Genomic DNA, 15892 nt, shown 5'->3' on the forward strand with positions numbered 1-15892 from the left:
GGCTCGACGAAGTTCTCTACGGCGCGGAGACGGACGGGCGGTGGTGACGCTCCCCCGATGTCCCGGCTTTCAGCCGGGACCCGGTTGCTCCGCGCTTACGGAATTTGATCGGACGCGCGGATGATTCGTCGGGAGGACGAAGCGTCGAATGGGTTCCGGCTCAAGGCCGGGACATGGCGGCGGCGGCGCCTCAGCCCAATCGCTCTCGCCCGTGCGGCGCTTCGAGGTCGAGCTCCGGACCCTCGGGGATGATCCGGGTCGGATTGATGGTCGGATGCGACCAGTAATAGTGCGTCTTGATATGCGCGAAGTTCACCGTCTCGCCGATCCCCGGCGTCTGGAAAAGGTCGCGCAGATAGCCCGACAGATGTTCGTAGTCCGCGATGCGCCGCCGGTTGCACTTGAAGTGGCCGACATAGACGGCGTCGAAGCGCACGAGCGTCGTGAAGAGGCGGATATCGGCCTCGGTGATCTCGGGACCCATCAGGAAGCGCCGATCGGCGAGCCTTGCGTCGAGAGTGTCGAGCTCGTCGAACAGCGCTCGGAAGGCTTCGGCATAGGCGTCCTGCGAGGTCGCGAAGCCCGCCCGGTAGACGCCGTTGTTGACGCGCTCATAGACGCGGGCGTTGAGGGCGTCGATCTCGGCGCGGAGCGGCTCGGGATAGAAATCGCTGCGCTCGTCGGTCAGGCCGTCGAAGGCCGAGTTGAACATGCGGATGATCTCGGCGGACTCGTTCGAGACGATCGTCCCGCGCTCCTTGTCCCACAGCGCCGGCACCGTGACGCGCGTGGTCACGCCCGGTTTCGCCTTGAGGTAGACTTCATAGAGCCGCCTGGCGCCGTTCGCCCCATCCGGGGTCGCGCCCGGAAAATCTCCGAAGACCCAGCCTTCCTCGCCCATGCGCGGGTCGACGACGAAGACGTCGATAAGGCCTTCGAGCCGCTTCAGCCTGCGGAAGATCAGCGTCCTGTGCGCCCAGGGACAGGCCAGCGACACGTAGAGGCAATAGCGTCCCGCCCCGGCTTTGAAGCCGCCTTCGCCGGTCGGACCCGGCGATCCGTCCGCCGTGATCCAGTTGCGGAACTGCGACGCCTGCCGTTCGAACCGGCCGCCGGACTTCGACGTGTCGTACCATTTGTCCTGCCAGTTTCCGTCGACCAGAAGTCCCATGACGCCTCTCCAACCGATCCCGCCTGGCGAGATAGCGCGATCTGCGTGGAGGGATCGAGGGTCGCGACGGCGTCACGTGGGCGCGGTGCAACAGCGGAAGTAATATGATCAACAGATAAAAATAAATCCGCTCCCGGTGAATCTTGACTTGCTCGCGAGCCAAAATGACAAGTCGATCTTCGGACGCGGCTGTCGCGTCCGACGGGGGAAACAAGAATGCGTGGCATGATCTTCGGTCTTGCGCTCGCGGCAGCGACCGCGGCGCCGTCTCTGGCCTTCGAACAGGGCGACTGGGTGCTGGGTCAGTGGAAGGGCGGCGAGTATTGGTATCCGGGCGTGGTCGAGAACGCCTCGAAATCCAAGGTGACGATCCGATATGACGACGGAGACGTCGACACCCGCCCGATCAACCAGGTCAAGGAGTACGACTGGTCGGTCGGCGACAAAGTCGAGTGCAACTACCGCGGCGGCGGGACCTGGTACAAGGGCCGGATCGCCGCGCTCAATGGCGGCTCGATCCGGATCGACTACAATGACGGCGACAAGGAAAAGACCAAGACCGGCATGTGCAGGTCTCGCTGACCTTGGCTCAGCGGCGCGGCGGACGCACGGCGTCCCACTTGCTGCCGTGTCCCTGGGGACGCTGGCGCCATGTGACGCGCCATGGTATCGGGCCGTCATGACGATCGGATCCACGATCAATTCGCGACGAAGCTCCGCGCGGCGCCCCCTGGCGCCGGACCTTCGCGGCTGACTTCGCGCGACGGCGCGCGGGGCGGCTTCTCCGGCCTGATCTCCCGAGCGTCCCATGACCTCCCTTCCGCTGACGATCCTCCACGAGCAGCCCGACGATGGGCCGGCCGTCGAACGCCTGCAGGAGCGGGCCTTCGGGCCCGGCCGCTACGCCCGCTCCGCCTACCGCCTGCGGGAGGGCGTCGATCCCGCACGGGAGCTCTGCTTCACGGCGCGGGTCGGGACGTTCCTGGTCGGGTCGAACCGGATGACCCGGATCGTGATCGGTTCGCAGGAGGCGCTGCTGCTCGGTCCTCTGGTCGTCGACCCGGCGTTCTGGAGCCGCGGCATCGGCGAGGCGCTGCTCAAGGCATCGCTCGACGCGGCCGTGGCGGCCGGCCATCGGCTCGTGCTCCTGGTCGGCGACGAGCCCTATTACGCCCGTGTCGGCTTCCGTCGGGTCCCGGCGGGCATGGTGACGCTGCCGGGGCCGGTCGATCCCGACCGGGTGCTCTGGCGCTCGCTCGTCGACGGCGCCGATCTCGGAGCGGGCGGCAAGGCGCGCCGCTCGTGGGGGTGACGCGCCCTCAGCAGGCCACCGACTCGACCGCCTGAAGGACCGCCCCGACCACGACGAGGAAGAAGCCGACCGGGATGATGAACAGCCCGATGAGGTATTTCAGCGTCGAGACGCCGAAGTCGACCACCTTCCAGCCGAACTCCTTGGTGGCCTTGCCGCGTCCGCAGCTCTCCTCCTTCTCCTCCGCTGCAGGCGTGGCCGAGACGGAATAGCTGGCCGGTCTCAGCGGCGCGCCGGCGGCGCCCGCGGGGCCGGGGGCGGCGAGGCAGAGCAGGCAGGCGAACAGGCGCAACGCGGCCAATCCTCGGGCGAACGGCATCGAGGTCTCCTTCGTCGTACGCGGTCTTAAACCGGAGATCGGCCGCGCGAATCAACCCGCGGAGCCCAATGCGCCCTCTCAGGCGGGATGTCCGATCCCGGCGATGCGGAACACGTCCAGCACGCCGTTCAGCGTGATCTGCACCCCGACGCAGAGCAGGATGAAGGCGGCGAACCGCGCGATGATCCGCACGCCGCTTGGTCCGATCAGTCCGGTGATCCAGTCCGCCCAGCTATAGGAAAGCCAGATCGCCGCCGAGATCGCCGCCGTCGCGGCCGACACCCCGATCGCGAAGGCCGCGAGCGCCGCGCCCTCCGCCGGACGGTTGGCGCCGAGCGCGATCGCGACCGAGATCGTGCCGGGCCCGGTGGTGAGCGGCATGGTGAGAGGGAAGAAGGCGATGTCGTCGCTGTCCTTCGCGCCCTCGGCCTGCTGCTGCTTGCGTTGCTCCTGAGCTTCGGGCGCGGAGAGCAGCCGCCATCCGGTGGTCGCGACCACCAGCCCGCCGGCGATCCTCAGCGCCGCGATCGTGATGCCGAAGAAGGCGAGCAGATAGGCGCCGAGCCAGAGCGCTCCCAGCATCACGATCGCCGAATAGATCCCGACGCGGCGGGCGAGCGTCACCCGCTCGGCATGCGTGCGGCCGCCGGTGACCTGCGCGAACAGCAGCGCGCCGCCGATCGGGTTGACGATCGAGAACAGCGCGGAGCCCGCGAGCAGGAAGCTCTGAAGGACGTCGACCCACCAGCCCAAGGCGCCGCCTCAGCTTTGCGGGACGGCGGGACGGGACGTGCGCCGCGTCATCGGCCCTCGCGCGCCCATGTCACGGCGAAGGCGCCGATCAGCAGCAGGAGCCCGAGGACGCCGGCGAAGACGGGCAGGATGCCGATGCCCCGCACCACGCTCGCCTCCGCCTCGCGCACGCCGATCCAGTCCGAGCCGAAGGCGCGCGCGCCCGCGCTGACCTGGACGATGCGCGGGACGTCGATCGTCGCGCCCGGCTCCGGCTCGACGCGCCGGACCGAGCCCCCGGTCGCGGCCGCGATCGGTCCGAGCCTGCGGTCGGTGCTCGCGACCTCGGTGAACTCCCGCGGGTTCGGCGGCCCGACATTGACCAGCGTCGAGAAAGTCCCGTCGGCGGCGCGGTGCAGCCCGAGCTCGGGCGTCTCGAAGGTCGCGCGCCAGAGGCCGGGCTCCTCGCGGTTCAACTGGACCTCGCGCGTGGAGCCGCCCGGCAGGGTGACGGTGACGGGCGCGGCCTCATGCTTCAGCGTCTGGCGCTCCAGCGTGACGGTCTTGCCGACGGCCTTGGCCCTCAGCGCCTCCTCCTCGAGGTCGGGCTCCTTCATCAGCCAGTGGGAGAGCCGGCGCAGCAGGTCGACATGCGGGCCGCCGCCGTCGAAGCCGCGCGCCCAGAGCCACGCGTGGTCGGACAGCAGCAGCGCGACCCGCCCCTTCTCCTCGCGGGCGAGCACGAGAAGGGGGCGCTCCTCCGGCCCCTGCAGCACCGCCTCGCCCTCGCGCAGGCGCGAGTCGACCATGCGGAACCAGGGCGCCCAGTTGGGCGGGTTCTGCTCGGAGCCCGGCAGGCCGCGCGTCACCGGGTGCTTGCGGCCGACTTCTGACAGCTCGGCCTTGAACGCCCGCTCGATCACGCCGCCCATCGGCTCGGCCGGAAGCACCGGCGCGAGCGGCGTCTCGTAGAGCGAGCCCGGCTCCGAATAGTCCGGCCCACCGGCGACCAAAACCGCGCCGCCGTCGCGGACATAGCGGGCGATGTTGTCGAAATAGATGATCGGCAGGATGCCCTGGCGCGCGTAGCGGTCGAAGATGATGAGGTCGAACTCGTTGATCTTCTGGGAGAACAGCTCGCGCGTCGGAAAGGCGATCAGCGACAGCTCGTTGATCGGCGTGCCGTCCTGCTTCTCGGGCGGCCTGAGAATGGTGAAATGCACGAGGTCCACCGAAGCGTCGGCCTTGAGGAGGTTCCGCCAGGTGCGCTCGCCGGCGTGCGGTTCGCCCGAGACCAGCAGCACGCGCAGCTTCTCGCGCACGCCGTCGATCGGCACGACGGCGCGGTTGTTGACGGTCGTGATCTCCTGGCCCGCGTCCTCCGCCTCGATCTCTATGAAGTTGACGCCGGGATGGGCGATCGGCGCCTCGATGGTCGTGACCTGGCCGGGCACGACCTCGATCCGCTCGATCGCCTCGCCGTCGCGACGCACCGTCACGGGCACGGGCCGACCCAGCCCGGCCCCGACCTCGTCGACCCGGAAACCGATCCGCTGGCTCTGGCCGACGATCCCGAAGCGCGGGGACAGCGTCAGCGCCACCCGCCGATCGCGCTCGTCCGGCCGGCCGGTGATCAGACCGTGGACCGGCGCCTGGAAGCCGAGGTCGCGGGCGCTCGCCGGCAGGTCATGGATCACGCCATCGGTGACGAAGAGCGCGCCAGCGACCCGCTCGGGCGGCACGTCGGCGAGCCCGTTGCGGAGCGCTGCGAAGAGCTCGGTTCCATCGGTCGCCGTGCCGTCCTGACCGGCTTCGATCCAGCGGATCTCGGTGTCCTTGAGCCCCGAGAGCCGCGCCTCCAATTGCTTGCGGACCTCGTCGGTCTGGACATTGCGACGGTCGAGCGTCTGGCTGCCGGAGCGGTCGATGACGACAGGCAGGACGTTGGTCAGCGTCTCCCGATCCTCGCGGGTGAAGGAGGGGTTCGCGAGAGCGAGCAGCAGGCAGGCGATCGCCCCGGTCCGCAGCCACGCGCCGCGCGTGCGTCCGACGACGCAAAGGGCCGCCGCCGCGGCGCCCGCCAGCCCGAGCGCGATCAGCGCCCAGAGCGGGATCAGGGGCGCGAAGGCGACGTCGATGCTCATGCCCCGCGCCTCACTGCCCAAGCCTCTCGAGCAGAGCAGGCACGTGCACTTGGTCGGCCTTGTAGTTGCCGGTCAGCGTGTACATCACGATGTTGACCCCGACCCGGTAGGCCATCTCGCGCTGGCGCTCGTCCGACGAGGTCGGGAACAGCGGCTGGCCGTCGGAGCCCACCGCCCAGGCGCCGGCGAAATCCGCCGAGGTGATCAGGATCGGCGAGACGCCGTCGCCGGCGCGGGCCGGGCGGTCCTCGCCCTCGTCGGCCGGCGGCAGGGCCTCGACCCAGAGCGGGCTCCCGGAATAGCGGCCCGGGAAATCGTCGAGCAGGTAGAAGGCCTTGGTCAGCACGTGATCCGGCGGGGCCTTTTCGAGCGCGGGCACGTCGAGCCCGGCGAGCAGGCGCTTCAGGGCGTCGCCCTGGGGGCCGGCGCCGGTCATCACCGCGTCCCGGGTGTCGAACAGGATCGTGCCGCCCTGTTTCATGTAGGCGTCGATGCGCGCCAGCGTCTCGGGCGAGGGCTGTTGAGCGTTCTCCAATACCGGCCAATAGAGCAGCGGGAAATAAGAGAGCTCGTCGCGAGACGGATCGACGGCCATCGGCGCCCCCGGCTCGAGCGCGGTTCGCTCGCCGAGCGTCTGGGTGAGGCCCTCGAGGCCCGCCTTGGAAATCCGATCGACCTCGAAGTCGCCCGTCGCCACATAGGCGAGTCGGGTGGACAGCGTGGCCTCCAGCGCGAAGCGTTCGTCGATCGGCTGCTTCTGCGGAGTCGGTTCCGGCGGCGTCTGGGCGAAGCCGGGCGACGATGACAGCGCGATCGTCAGGCCGACCGCGGCGACGAGCCAGACGGCTACCCGTGGCCGCCTCGCGATCAGCGCCGCGCCGCCAGCCAGCAGGAACACGATCAGGCTGTCGACGATGGCCGCGATCGCCGCGACGGTGAAAAGCCAGGGCGCGACGGGCGTCGGTTCGGCGGCCACGATCGGCGCCACCTTGGCGTCGACGCCTGCGAGGTCGAGACGGACGAGCGCCGCGTCGGCGGGCAGCAGGTTGACCGCGATCCCGGCGTCGACCGGTCCATAGAATCCCGGCGGATTGTCCGGCGTTGCGAAAGGACGGCCTTCGACGGGAGCCGGCCTGGCGGTCGCGGGCGGCGACCGGAAGGCGCCGAAACCGTCGAGCGTGCGGGTCGGCGGCAGCGTGGCCGGGCGTTGGCCGGGCGGCGGCGCGGCCTCGCCCGCGGCCGGCTTGCCCCCTGCCTCGTTGGTCTTGGCCGTCTCGGCCTCCTGCTTCTGCGCCGGGTTGGAGCCCGCGAGATCGACGATCCGGCGCAGCATGTCCACAAACGCGCCGGAGAGCGGCAGGTTCGACCAGCGCGTGTCAGCCGTGACGTGGAACAGCACCGAGAGGCCCTTGTCCTGCTTCACGCCGGTGACGAGCGGCGTCCCGTCGCCGAGCGTCGCCCAAACACGATCGGGCAGGTCGGCGTCGGGTTCGGCGAGCACCTGGCGGGAGACCGTCACGTCCTTCGGGGGAACGAGAGGGGCGAACGGTCCTTCGGCCGAAAAGCTCGACAGCGGCTGCGGCGTCTCCCAGGCGAGCGCGCCGCCGAGGATGCGGCCTCCCTGGCGGAGCCGGACCGGCGACAGCTCGTCCTGCGGCGCGGCGGCGAGCCGCGGCCCGGCGAACCGGATCAGCACGCCGCCGGCGCGCACCCAGGCGGAGAGCTTGTCCTGCGCCTCTCGGCTCAGCGCGCCGACGTCGGCGAGCACGATCGCCGGAAGCTTGTCGGTGACGAACTGCTCGACCGCCTGGCTCGCGCCCTGTCCGCGCGCCTCGCGCACGTCGGCGAAGGGTCTCAGCGCCCGTGACAGATAGTAGGTCGGCGACAGAAGCGGCTGCGCGACGTCCGCCGAAGCGCCGCTCACCACGCCGATAGAGCGTCGTTTCGAGCGCTGGTCGAGGAGCTGGACGGCGCCGGCGGTCTTGGCCCCGACGAGTTCGAGGCGTGCGATGTCGTTGCGCAGCTCGACCGGCAGGTCGAAGGACGCGACGGCGTCGCGGGCGCCGAGCGGAAACGCCCCGTCCACCTCTGCGAGCGGCCGGCCGCGAAGATCGGAGGCGCGCACGCGGAATGGCTCCGGACCGGCGGCCTCGCCGCGAAGAGCCTTGACGGTCAGCGCCCCCGGAGAATTCTCGGCCGCCGCAAGGCCGCGGGCGGAGCCGGTCGGATCGATCCTGACGGCGAGGGAGCGGCCGCCGAGCGCGGCCTTCAGGCCGTCGGCGAAGGCGCGCGCCTCGCCGCCCGCGAGGCCGTCCGCGATCCAGACGGCGTCCGCGGAGGGGTTTGTCCTGAGAAAGGCCTCGATCGGCCCCAGCAGCGGCCTGCGGTCGACCGCGAAGGGCTCGGGCGACAGCACCCTCAGCCGCTCGACGGCGGCCTCGGCGGTCCCGAGGCCGATCTCGCGCGGCGGCTCGGCGCTCGCGACCAGTGCGACCGGCCGTCCGGCGTCGCCGGCCGACTGGATCGCGACTTCGGCGGCTGCGACACGGGCGTCCCAGTCCGGCGCCGCCGCCCAGCCATTGTCGAGAACCAGCAGCAGCGGGCCGGAGCCCTGGCTCGCGGCGGGCGGCGGGTTCCAGATCGGCTTGGCGAGCGCGACGATGATGAGCGCGGCCAGCGTCAGCCGGAGCAGCAGAAGCCACCAGGGCGTGCGGACGGGCGTCTCGCGCTTCGCCACCACGTCGAGCAGGAGGCGGAGCGGCGGGAAGTCGATCTTGCGCGGGCGCGGCGGGGTGAGGCGCAGCAGCAGCCAGAGCGCCGGCAGCGCGAGCAGCGCCGTCAGCATCCAGGGGCTCAGGAAGGCGAGCGGCAGCGCGCTCATCGGTCGGCCTCGCCCAGGCGGCCATGGAGCGCGAGAAGCGGCTCGGTGGCGGGCCGGTCGGTGCGATGGATGGTGAAGCTCCAGCCGTGGCGTCGGGCGACCTCGGCGAGCGCGGCGCGGTGCCGGGCGAGCCGCTCGACATAGCCCTCGCGCCAGTCCTCGGCGCGGCCGGCCACGAGCTTCAGGGAGGCGTCGGGATCGAGGAACTCGGTGCGGCCAGAGAAGGGGAAGGTCTCTTCCACGGGATCTACGATCATCACCATGTGGCCGCGCCCACCGCGGGCCGCGAGGCGCGCCACGGCGGCCGCGATCTCCTCCTCCGGCGCCAGGAGGTCGCCGATCAGCACCGCCTCGGCGAGCCGCGCGATCGGCGCGCTCGCGGGCGGCAGGTGGCCGGCGTCGTCTTCGGCATGCGCCAGCGCTTCGGCGAGCTTTTCGATGGCGAGGCGGCTCGCGGTCGGCCGGGTCAGTCCGAGCAGGCCGACGCGTTCGCCGCCGCGCACCAGCAGGTCGCCGAGCGCGAGCCCGAGCACCACGGCGCGTTCGAGCTTCGAGACCTCGGATAGGCTTGACCGGAAGGCCATCGACCGGGAGCGGTCGATCCAGAGCCAGACCGTGTGGGCCGCCTCCCATTCCTGCTCGCGGATATAGACGTGCTCGTCGCGCGCCGAGCGGCGCCAGTCGATCCGGGTGGTGGCGTCGCCCTCGGTAAAGCGGCGGAACTGCCAGAAGTTCTCGCCGACGCCGGAGCGCCGGCGGCCGTGCAGCCCGTGCACGACGGTCGCCGAGGCGCGGCGGGCCGCGACAAGCAGGCGGGGAAGCGACGCCGCGAGCCCGAGCGCAGCCTCCTCGTGGCGGACGCCGATCCGCGCTTCGGAGGGCTCGACCAGCTCGGCGCGAACCGCCATCCGGGTCAGCCGAGCCGTTCGACGAGCTTGGCGACGACGCCCGACAATGTCTCGCCCGAGGAGCGCGCCGCGAAGGTCAGCGCCATGCGGTGCTTGAGCACCGGCTCGGCGAGCGCCGCGACGTCGTCGATCGAGGGCGCGAACCGCCCGTCGAGCAGCGCCCGGGCGCGCACCGCGAGCATCAGCGACTGACTGGCGCGCGGCCCCGGGCCCCAGGCGATCTTCTCGGCGAGCGCCTTGTCGGCGGTCTCGGGACGCGCGGCGCGAACGAGGTCGAGGATCGCCTCGACCACGGATTCGCCGACCGGCAGGCGCCGCACAAGGCGCTGCGCGCTCAGCAGGTCGTCGGCAGAGAGCGCTGGGCGGGGCTTGGCTTCGTCGGCGCCAGTGGTGGCGAGCAGGATGCGGCGCTCGGCCTCACGATCCGGGTAGTCGACGTCGATCTGCAGCAGGAAACGATCGAGCTGCGCCTCGGGCAGCGGATAGGTGCCCTCCTGCTCCAGCGGGTTCTGGGTCGCGAGCACATGGAACGGGCGGGGTAGGTCGTGCCGCACGCCCGCGACGGTCACGTGGTACTCCTGCATCGCCTGCAGCAGCGCCGACTGGGTGCGCGGGCTCGCGCGGTTGATCTCGTCGGCCATCAGCAGCTGGGCGAACACCGGGCCGCGCACGAAGCGGAAGGAGCGGCGGCCGTGGGCGTCCTCGTCGAGCACTTCGGAGCCGAGAATGTCCGACGGCATCAGGTCGGGCGTGAACTGGACGCGGCGGGCGTCGAGGCCGAGCACAATCCCCATCGTGTCGACGAGCTTGGTCTTGGCGAGGCCTGGCACGCCGACCAGCAGCGCGTGTCCGCCGCACAGCACCGTGAGCAGCGCGTGGTCGACGACCTTGTCCTGGCCGAAGATGATCTCGCCGACCGCGGCCCGCGCCGCCGCCACATGGGCGCCGATCGCCTCGGCCCCGCGGACGATCGCGGCGTCGAGGTCGGTGGCGGCTTCGGTCTGGCTCATCGGCTGTCTCCTGCGCTCGCGCTCATCGGACGACTGTCTCGCCCCCAATGCAACCCTCGGGCCGCCGCTGGAAGCTCGCGCGGCGGGGACTGTCCGACATGGCAACACTTATCCGCCGCCACGGCGAGACTTAGATTGACCGCGACGGCATGAAAGGGGCGAGAGAAAGGCCCCGCCGCGAATCGCATGAGAGGCGGCGAGCGAAAGTGATGGCTGACGACCGATCGCCGCAGACCGCAGCAGCAGCCCGCATGCAGGCCCTGGCCGAGGCCGCGGAGGCTTGTTCGCGCGGGCCAGCGCCCGTCGAGACGTGGAACCCGGCGCATTGCGGAGAGATCGACATCGTCATCAAGGCCGACGGAGAGTGGCGCTACAAGGGCTCGCCCATCGCCCGGCCGGCGCTCGTGAAGCTGTTCTCGACGGTGCTGCGCCGCGATCCCGACGGCTTCGTTCTGGTGACGCCGGCCGAGAAGCTCTCGATCTCGGTCGAGGACGCGCCCTTCGTGGCGGTCGAGATGGCGAGCGACGGCGAGGGGAGGGAACGGCGATTGCGCTTCCGCACGAATGTCGACGAGGTCGTGGACGCCGGCCCCGACCATCCGCTGCGGTTCGGGGAGGCCGCGGATGGCGGCTTCAAGCCCTATGTGCGGGTTCGCGGCGATCTCTGGGCGCTGGTCGCGCGCTCGGCGGTCTATGACCTCGTCGATCTCGCGGAGGAGAAGGACGGCGCCCTCGGCGTATGGTCGGGCGGCGCGTTTTATCCGATGAGCGGAGCGACGACTTGACGATCACGGCGCGACGGTTCCGATCCCCTCTCCCGCTTGCGGGAGAGGGCAAGGGTGGGGGCCTGTCTTATGGTTCGTCTCGTCCTGACGCCCCCTCATCCTTACCTTCTGCCGCTTGCGGGAGAAGGGGGCGGCCGGCGGCGAGCTTTCGTCGATGACGGTCGCCGACGCCCTGTCGCTTGACGACTTCCGCTTGCGCGCGGCGGAACGTCTGCTCGGCGCGCCGCCGGATCCCGACGATCCGGAGACCGTCCCGATCGGCGAGCACGCGCTGCTTGCGCCCGACCGGACGCCGCGTGCGGCCGCGGTGCTGATCGGAATCGTGGCGCGGGAGGAGCCCCAGTTGCTCTTCACGCAGCGCGCCAAGGACCTGCCGGTCCATGCCGGGCAGATCTCGTTTCCGGGAGGCAAGCGCGAGCCGGCCGATCCAACGCCGCTCGCCACCGCGCTTCGGGAGGCGCATGAGGAGGTCGGGCTCGATCCCGCGCTCGTGACCCCGCTCGGCTATCTCGACCTTTACGTCACAAATTCGGGCTTCGGCATCGTGGGCTGCGTGGCCGAGATCGACCCCGGCTACCGGCTGATCTTGTCTCCCGACGAGGTGGAGGACGCCTTCGAGGCGCCGCTCGGCTTCCTGATGCGGGCCGAGAACCACCGCGTCGAGATGCGCGAATGGACGGGCGGCTTGCGCGAGATCCACCATATGCCGTGGGAGGATCGCCACATCTGGGGGGTCACCGCTGGGCTCCTCAAGAACCTTTACGAGAGGCTCTACGCCGGATGACCCGGATTGCGTTTCACGCGCTGCTGGCCCTGCTGCCCTTCGCGGCCTATGCGCTGTGGCTGCATTTCACCAAGCGCGGCTGGCGCGCGCCGGAGCGCTGGCGCGGCGTCCCTCTGGTCTGGCTGGTGGTGAGCGCCGTCGGCCTCACGCTCGGAAGCCTCGCCGCGCTCGCCTTGACCACGGGCGGCTCCAGGAAGGCGCTCTATGTCCCGGCGCATATGGAGAACGGCGTGTTCGTGCCCGGCCGCATCGTCGAGCCTGACGAGAAGAAATGAGCGCCGAGACCTTCGAGCTTCAGGGCGCCGGCTGGCTGAAGCGGCGGCCGCTCGCCGACCTGCTCGCCGCACTCGACCGCGACGGAGAGGAGGCCCGCGTCAATGGCGGCGCGGTGCGCGACGCTTTGCTCGGGCTCACGCCTCTTGATGTCGACATCGCGACCACGGCGCTTCCGGAGGAAACCGTCCGGCGCGTCGAGGCGGCGGGCTGGAAGGCGGTCCCGACCGGCCTCGCGCACGGCACGGTCACGGCGGTGGTGGACCGCCGGCCGTTCGAAGTCACGACGCTGCGCCGCGACGTCGAGACCGACGGACGGCGCGCCGTCGTGGCCTTCACCCGCGACTGGGCGGAAGACGCGATGCGGCGCGATCTGACGATCAACGGCCTCTATTTGTCGCGCGACGGACAAGTGCACGACCATGTGGGCGGTCTGGCGGATCTGCGCGCGGGCCGGGTCCGCTTCATCGGCTCGGCGCGCGACCGGATCCGCGAGGACTATCTCAGGACGCTGCGCTTCTTCCGGTTCCATGCCCGTTTCGCCAGGGGTCCGATCGACCCGGAGGGCTTCGCCGCGGCGATCGCCGAGCGCGACGGCCTCGCGCGGCTTTCGGCCGAACGCGTGCGCGCCGAGCTCCTGAAGCTGCTCGTCGCGCCCCGCGCTCCCGAAACCGTCGCGGTGATGGCCGGCGCCGGGCTGTTCGCGCCGCTGATCGGCGGCGTGCCGCGGCCCTCGCGACTCGCCCGGCTCGCTGCGCTCGACGCCGACGCGCCGGATGCGCTGCTCCGGCTCGCTGCGCTCAATCAGGTGGTCCGCGAAGACGCCGAGCGGCTGAAATCGAGGCTGAGGCTGTCCCGTCGGGAGGCCGACCGGCTGGCGGCGATCGGCGATGGCGGCGGGCCGGATCCCGCGGATGGCGAACAGGCCGCCCGACTTGCGCTCTACTGTCTCGGCCGCGAGGCCTTCCGGGACCGGCTGACGCTCGCCTGGGCGGAGTCCGGCGCGCCGCCGGATTCCGCCGGATGGCGCTCCCTGCTGACCCTTGCAGATCGCTGGACCCCGCCGAAATTCCCGGTCACGGCCCGGGAGCTGCTCGCGCTTGGGACGCCGGAGGGGCCTCTTGTCGGCGAGACTCTGCGGTGCCTCGAAGAGCTCTGGCTTCTTGGTGATTTCTCGCTACCTGGCAACTGGCGGTCTCTCTTGCCAGACCTTTGCTCCAGAGCCCGATGAAGGTCGCGAGGTCGTCGGTGATCTTCTCGTTGTAGTTGCAGAGCGCGCGCTTCAACGCCTCCTGCCGGAAGATCACCATATTGTGGTAGCTCGTCTCATAGATTCGCAGGAACGCGTCGATTTCCGGGGTCTGCGGTTCTCCCTTGCGATAGATGAGCTTGCCGCTCACGAAGGCTTCGAGTGTGTCGCTGACCTTCCCGAAGCAGTGGTCGAACGCCTTCGGATAGAAACGGATGAGGTTCCAGCGGGCGTCGGCTCCGTTGTCGCCTTCGAAGGCTGCGCCGCAATCGACGTCTTTCCAGTTCTCGTAGGAGACGGACAGTTCTTGCGGGTTGAAATTCGCCCTGTCCTCGAAGAACGGCCGGTCGACCAGCGTCTCGAATTGCTTGATGTAGGTGTCGATCTTGAAGTTCCATTCGTAGATCAAGTCGGAGAGCAGCTTCTTCCGTTCATCGCTGACCGATCCGGTCTCCAGCATCGACCGCCAGGCTGAGTTCACGGCGTAGAAGCGTTTGTGATAGAGTTCTGAAAAATCGATAATCGTCTGATAGGATTTGTTGTATTGATCCTTCGCGGTCGCGAGCTTCTCCTGTTCGTACTACCATTTGTACTGGAAAATGAACGAGCAGAGGCCGCCCACGACGGCGGCCAGAACATATTTCTGGACGTCGCGCAGGAAGCTCAGGAACGTCGAGGAATCTTCACCGTCGCCGGACGCCATCGCCCCTCGCCCCAGAGACGCTGAAGTCATCAGGCTAGACCGGTTTCGGCGCGCCGCGCAAAGGCCTGCGGCGGCGACGGTTGTTCAAGTCTTTACGGCCAAGCCGCATGGGGTGGCAGCGACGACAGAATGGACGCGACGTTGCCGCCCGTCTTCAGCCCGAAGATCGTGCCGCGGTCGTAGAGCAGGTTGAACTCGACATAGCGGCCGCGCCGCACGAGTTGCTCGGCGCGGTCCGCTTCGGTCCAGGGCGCACCGAGATTGGCGCGCACGATCTTCGGGTAAATGTCGAGGAAGGCCTCGCCGACCGACCGGGTGAAGGCGAAATCGGCGGCGAAATCACCCGAGTCGAGCCAGTCGTAGAAGATCCCGCCGATTCCTCGGGCCTCGCCGCGGTGCTTCAGGAAGAAATACTCGTCGCACCAGGACTTGAACTTCGCGTAGTCAGCGACCGCGTGGCCCGAACAGGCCTCCGCCATCGCCGCGTGGAACGCCTTCGCGTCGGCGTCCTCCTGGCTGCGCCTGCGATCAAGCACGGGGGTGAGGTCCGCGCCGCCGCCGAACCACGCCTTGCCGGTCACGACGAAGCGGGTGTTCATGTGGACGGTCGGAACGTTGGGGCTCCATGGATGGGCGATCAGGGAGATGCCCGACGCCCAGAAGTCCGGCGCCTCCATCGCGCCCGGGATGTCCTTGCGGAACTCCGGCGCGAACTCCCCGAACACCGTCGAGACGTGCACGCCGACCTTCTCGAACACGCGGCCCTTCATCAGCCCCATCACGCCGCCGCCCCCGTCGCCTCCGGCATGGTCGGTCCGCGACCACGGCGTGCGTTCGAAGCGCCCGGCGGGGCCGTCGCCCTCCGCCTCGTCCTCGATCGCCTCGAGCGCGGCGTGGATGCGGTCGCGAAGCGCTTCGAACCAGGCGCGCGTCTCGGCCTTGCGGGCGTCGATGTCGGAGGGAAGGGGGCTCATGTGCGGGTTCCTTTTCGGCGCCCCTCTTAGGCCGGCGCGGCGCGCGGAGGGAAGCCGCTCGTCTGACGCAACGCCTCCGAGAGAACCATGGCCGCCGCGACCGCGACGTTGAGCGAGCGCAGCCGGGGACGAATCGGGATCGCGACCCTGATGTCGGCCGCGGCGTGGACATCGTCAGGCGCGCCCGACGATTCGCGCCCGACCATCAGCACGTCGTCGGGGCGGAAGACGGCGTCGAGATAGGAGACCTCGGCCTTCGTGGTCAGCAAAGCGAGTCGCCGGCCGGCAGCGCGCCGCGCCGCCTCGAAGGTCGCGAAGGAGACATGACGTTCGATCTCGACATGGTCGAGATAGTCGAGTCCCGCTCTTCGAAAGGCGCGGTCGGAGACCGGAAATCCCGCGGGCTCCACGATGTCGACGGCGACGCCGAGGCAGGCCGCGAGCCGCAGCATCGTGCCGGCGTTCTGCGGAATGTCCGGCTGGAGCAATGCGAGCCTCATCGGGCCTCCTTCACGGCGCACGCGACATGCATGGGCTCCATGACGCGCCCGCGGATGCGACAAGGTGTCGTGGCGCCCCAGCCGGGGTTGGACAGATTGTCCACCCGTGGCACATAGCCCCTCGTCTTGAGAGCCATTCCAATTGGA

The 15892-nt window shown here is 69.9% G+C and carries 16 protein-coding genes; 6 read left to right on the forward strand and 10 right to left on the reverse strand.

The window, feature by feature from the left end; translation table 11 throughout:
* Positions 1 to 190 precede the first annotated feature (190 nt).
* Positions 191 to 1171 (reverse strand): glutathione S-transferase family protein, encoded by a 981-nt coding sequence (locus tag EK403_RS09985; protein ID WP_128777344.1) that lies wholly within the window; start codon positions 1169 to 1171, stop codon positions 191 to 193.
* 225 nt (positions 1172 to 1396) lie between these two features.
* Here EK403_RS09985 and EK403_RS09990 point away from each other — a divergent pair, with 225 nt between their 5' ends.
* The gene (locus EK403_RS09990; RefSeq protein ID WP_245479621.1) at positions 1397 to 1753 is read left to right on the forward strand and encodes a tudor domain-containing protein; all 357 of its coding nucleotides are present in this window, start codon (positions 1397 to 1399) and stop codon (positions 1751 to 1753) included.
* Between the two features lie 226 nt (positions 1754 to 1979).
* Positions 1980 to 2483: a GNAT family N-acetyltransferase gene (locus EK403_RS09995; protein ID WP_128777346.1), complete on the forward strand. Its 504-nt coding sequence runs from the start codon at positions 1980 to 1982 to the stop codon at positions 2481 to 2483.
* A 7-nt stretch (positions 2484 to 2490) separates the two neighbouring features.
* Here EK403_RS09995 and EK403_RS10000 read toward each other — a convergent pair whose 3' ends face one another.
* The 6 genes from EK403_RS10000 to EK403_RS10025 form a co-directional block, all read right to left on the reverse strand.
* On the reverse strand, positions 2491 to 2802 hold the full coding sequence (locus tag EK403_RS10000) for a hypothetical protein (protein WP_128777347.1): 312 nt from the start codon (positions 2800 to 2802) through the stop codon (positions 2491 to 2493).
* Between the two features lie 78 nt (positions 2803 to 2880).
* Positions 2881 to 3555: a MarC family protein gene (locus EK403_RS10005; RefSeq protein ID WP_128777348.1), complete on the reverse strand. Its 675-nt coding sequence runs from the start codon at positions 3553 to 3555 to the stop codon at positions 2881 to 2883.
* Positions 3556 to 3602: 47 nt separating this feature from the next.
* Complete coding sequence (locus EK403_RS10010) at positions 3603 to 5678, reverse strand: hypothetical protein (RefSeq protein ID WP_128777349.1); 2076 nt, start codon at positions 5676 to 5678, stop codon at positions 3603 to 3605.
* 10 nt (positions 5679 to 5688) lie between these two features.
* Positions 5689 to 8559 carry a DUF4159 domain-containing protein gene (locus EK403_RS10015; RefSeq protein ID WP_128777350.1) on the reverse strand — a complete coding sequence of 957 codons (2871 nt, stop codon included), beginning with the start codon at positions 8557 to 8559 and terminating at the stop codon, positions 5689 to 5691.
* Positions 8556 to 9467 (reverse strand): DUF58 domain-containing protein, encoded by a 912-nt coding sequence (locus tag EK403_RS10020; protein WP_128777351.1) that lies wholly within the window; start codon positions 9465 to 9467, stop codon positions 8556 to 8558. The genes EK403_RS10015 and EK403_RS10020 overlap by 4 nt, the downstream gene beginning before the upstream one ends.
* A gap of 5 nt (positions 9468 to 9472) precedes the next feature.
* On the reverse strand, positions 9473 to 10477 hold the full coding sequence (locus EK403_RS10025; protein ID WP_128777352.1) for an AAA family ATPase: 1005 nt from the start codon (positions 10475 to 10477) through the stop codon (positions 9473 to 9475).
* 209 nt (positions 10478 to 10686) lie between these two features.
* Between EK403_RS10025 and EK403_RS10030 the strand changes: the two genes are divergently transcribed.
* The 4 genes from EK403_RS10030 (at position 10687) to EK403_RS10045 (ending at position 13550) form a co-directional block, all read left to right on the forward strand.
* Complete coding sequence (locus tag EK403_RS10030) at positions 10687 to 11262, forward strand: DUF1285 domain-containing protein (protein ID WP_128777353.1); 576 nt, start codon at positions 10687 to 10689, stop codon at positions 11260 to 11262.
* 154 nt (positions 11263 to 11416) lie between these two features.
* Positions 11417 to 12046, forward strand: a complete 630-nt coding sequence (locus tag EK403_RS10035) for an NUDIX hydrolase (protein WP_128777354.1) — start codon at positions 11417 to 11419, stop codon at positions 12044 to 12046.
* Positions 12043 to 12321 (forward strand): DUF6111 family protein, encoded by a 279-nt coding sequence (locus tag EK403_RS10040; RefSeq protein ID WP_128777355.1) that lies wholly within the window; start codon positions 12043 to 12045, stop codon positions 12319 to 12321. The genes EK403_RS10035 and EK403_RS10040 overlap by 4 nt, the downstream gene beginning before the upstream one ends.
* Positions 12318 to 13550 (forward strand): CCA tRNA nucleotidyltransferase, encoded by a 1233-nt coding sequence (locus EK403_RS10045; protein ID WP_128777356.1) that lies wholly within the window; start codon positions 12318 to 12320, stop codon positions 13548 to 13550. The genes EK403_RS10040 and EK403_RS10045 overlap by 4 nt, the downstream gene beginning before the upstream one ends.
* 598 nt (positions 13551 to 14148) lie before the next feature.
* On the opposite strand, the gene EK403_RS23605 is transcribed toward EK403_RS10045, so the two are convergent.
* The 3 genes from EK403_RS23605 to EK403_RS10055 form a co-directional block, all read right to left on the reverse strand.
* Positions 14149 to 14271, reverse strand: coding sequence for a hypothetical protein (locus EK403_RS23605; protein WP_280986601.1), 123 nt, complete (start codon positions 14269 to 14271; stop codon positions 14149 to 14151).
* Positions 14272 to 14363: 92 nt separating this feature from the next.
* Positions 14364 to 15245 carry an oxygen-dependent coproporphyrinogen oxidase gene (gene hemF, locus EK403_RS10050; protein WP_128777357.1) on the reverse strand — a complete coding sequence of 294 codons (882 nt, stop codon included), beginning with the start codon at positions 15243 to 15245 and terminating at the stop codon, positions 14364 to 14366.
* Between the two features lie 26 nt (positions 15246 to 15271).
* Positions 15272 to 15745 (reverse strand): tRNA (cytidine(34)-2'-O)-methyltransferase, encoded by a 474-nt coding sequence (locus EK403_RS10055; protein WP_128777358.1) that lies wholly within the window; start codon positions 15743 to 15745, stop codon positions 15272 to 15274.
* Positions 15746 to 15892 lie beyond the last annotated feature (147 nt).

Source organism: Hansschlegelia zhihuaiae (assembly GCF_004103825.1).
Classification (GTDB): domain Bacteria; phylum Pseudomonadota; class Alphaproteobacteria; order Rhizobiales; family Methylopilaceae; genus Methylopila; species Methylopila zhihuaiae.

Bases quoted from the DNA above. Each gene is read 5' to 3' on its own strand.
- EK403_RS09985 (WP_128777344.1), bottom strand. From the start codon at position 1,171: ATGGGACTTCTGGTCGACGGAAACTGGCAGGACAAATGGTACGACACG.
- EK403_RS09990 (WP_245479621.1), top strand. From the start codon at position 1,397: ATGATCTTCGGTCTTGCGCTCGCGGCAGCGACCGCGGCGCCGTCTCTG.
- EK403_RS09995 (WP_128777346.1), top strand. From the start codon at position 1,980: ATGACCTCCCTTCCGCTGACGATCCTCCACGAGCAGCCCGACGATGGG.
- EK403_RS10000 (WP_128777347.1), bottom strand. From the start codon at position 2,802: ATGCCGTTCGCCCGAGGATTGGCCGCGTTGCGCCTGTTCGCCTGCCTG.
- EK403_RS10010 (WP_128777349.1), bottom strand. From the start codon at position 5,678: ATGAGCATCGACGTCGCCTTCGCGCCCCTGATCCCGCTCTGGGCGCTG.
- EK403_RS10015 (WP_128777350.1), bottom strand. From the start codon at position 8,559: ATGAGCGCGCTGCCGCTCGCCTTCCTGAGCCCCTGGATGCTGACGGCG.
- EK403_RS10020 (WP_128777351.1), bottom strand. From the start codon at position 9,467: ATGGCGGTTCGCGCCGAGCTGGTCGAGCCCTCCGAAGCGCGGATCGGC.
- EK403_RS10025 (WP_128777352.1), bottom strand. From the start codon at position 10,477: ATGAGCCAGACCGAAGCCGCCACCGACCTCGACGCCGCGATCGTCCGC.
- EK403_RS10030 (WP_128777353.1), top strand. From the start codon at position 10,687: ATGGCTGACGACCGATCGCCGCAGACCGCAGCAGCAGCCCGCATGCAG.
- EK403_RS10035 (WP_128777354.1), top strand. From the start codon at position 11,417: ATGACGGTCGCCGACGCCCTGTCGCTTGACGACTTCCGCTTGCGCGCG.
- EK403_RS10040 (WP_128777355.1), top strand. From the start codon at position 12,043: ATGACCCGGATTGCGTTTCACGCGCTGCTGGCCCTGCTGCCCTTCGCG.
- EK403_RS10045 (WP_128777356.1), top strand. From the start codon at position 12,318: ATGAGCGCCGAGACCTTCGAGCTTCAGGGCGCCGGCTGGCTGAAGCGG.
- EK403_RS23605 (WP_280986601.1), bottom strand. From the start codon at position 14,271: ATGGCGTCCGGCGACGGTGAAGATTCCTCGACGTTCCTGAGCTTCCTG.
- hemF (WP_128777357.1), bottom strand. From the start codon at position 15,245: ATGAGCCCCCTTCCCTCCGACATCGACGCCCGCAAGGCCGAGACGCGC.
- EK403_RS10055 (WP_128777358.1), bottom strand. From the start codon at position 15,745: ATGAGGCTCGCATTGCTCCAGCCGGACATTCCGCAGAACGCCGGCACG.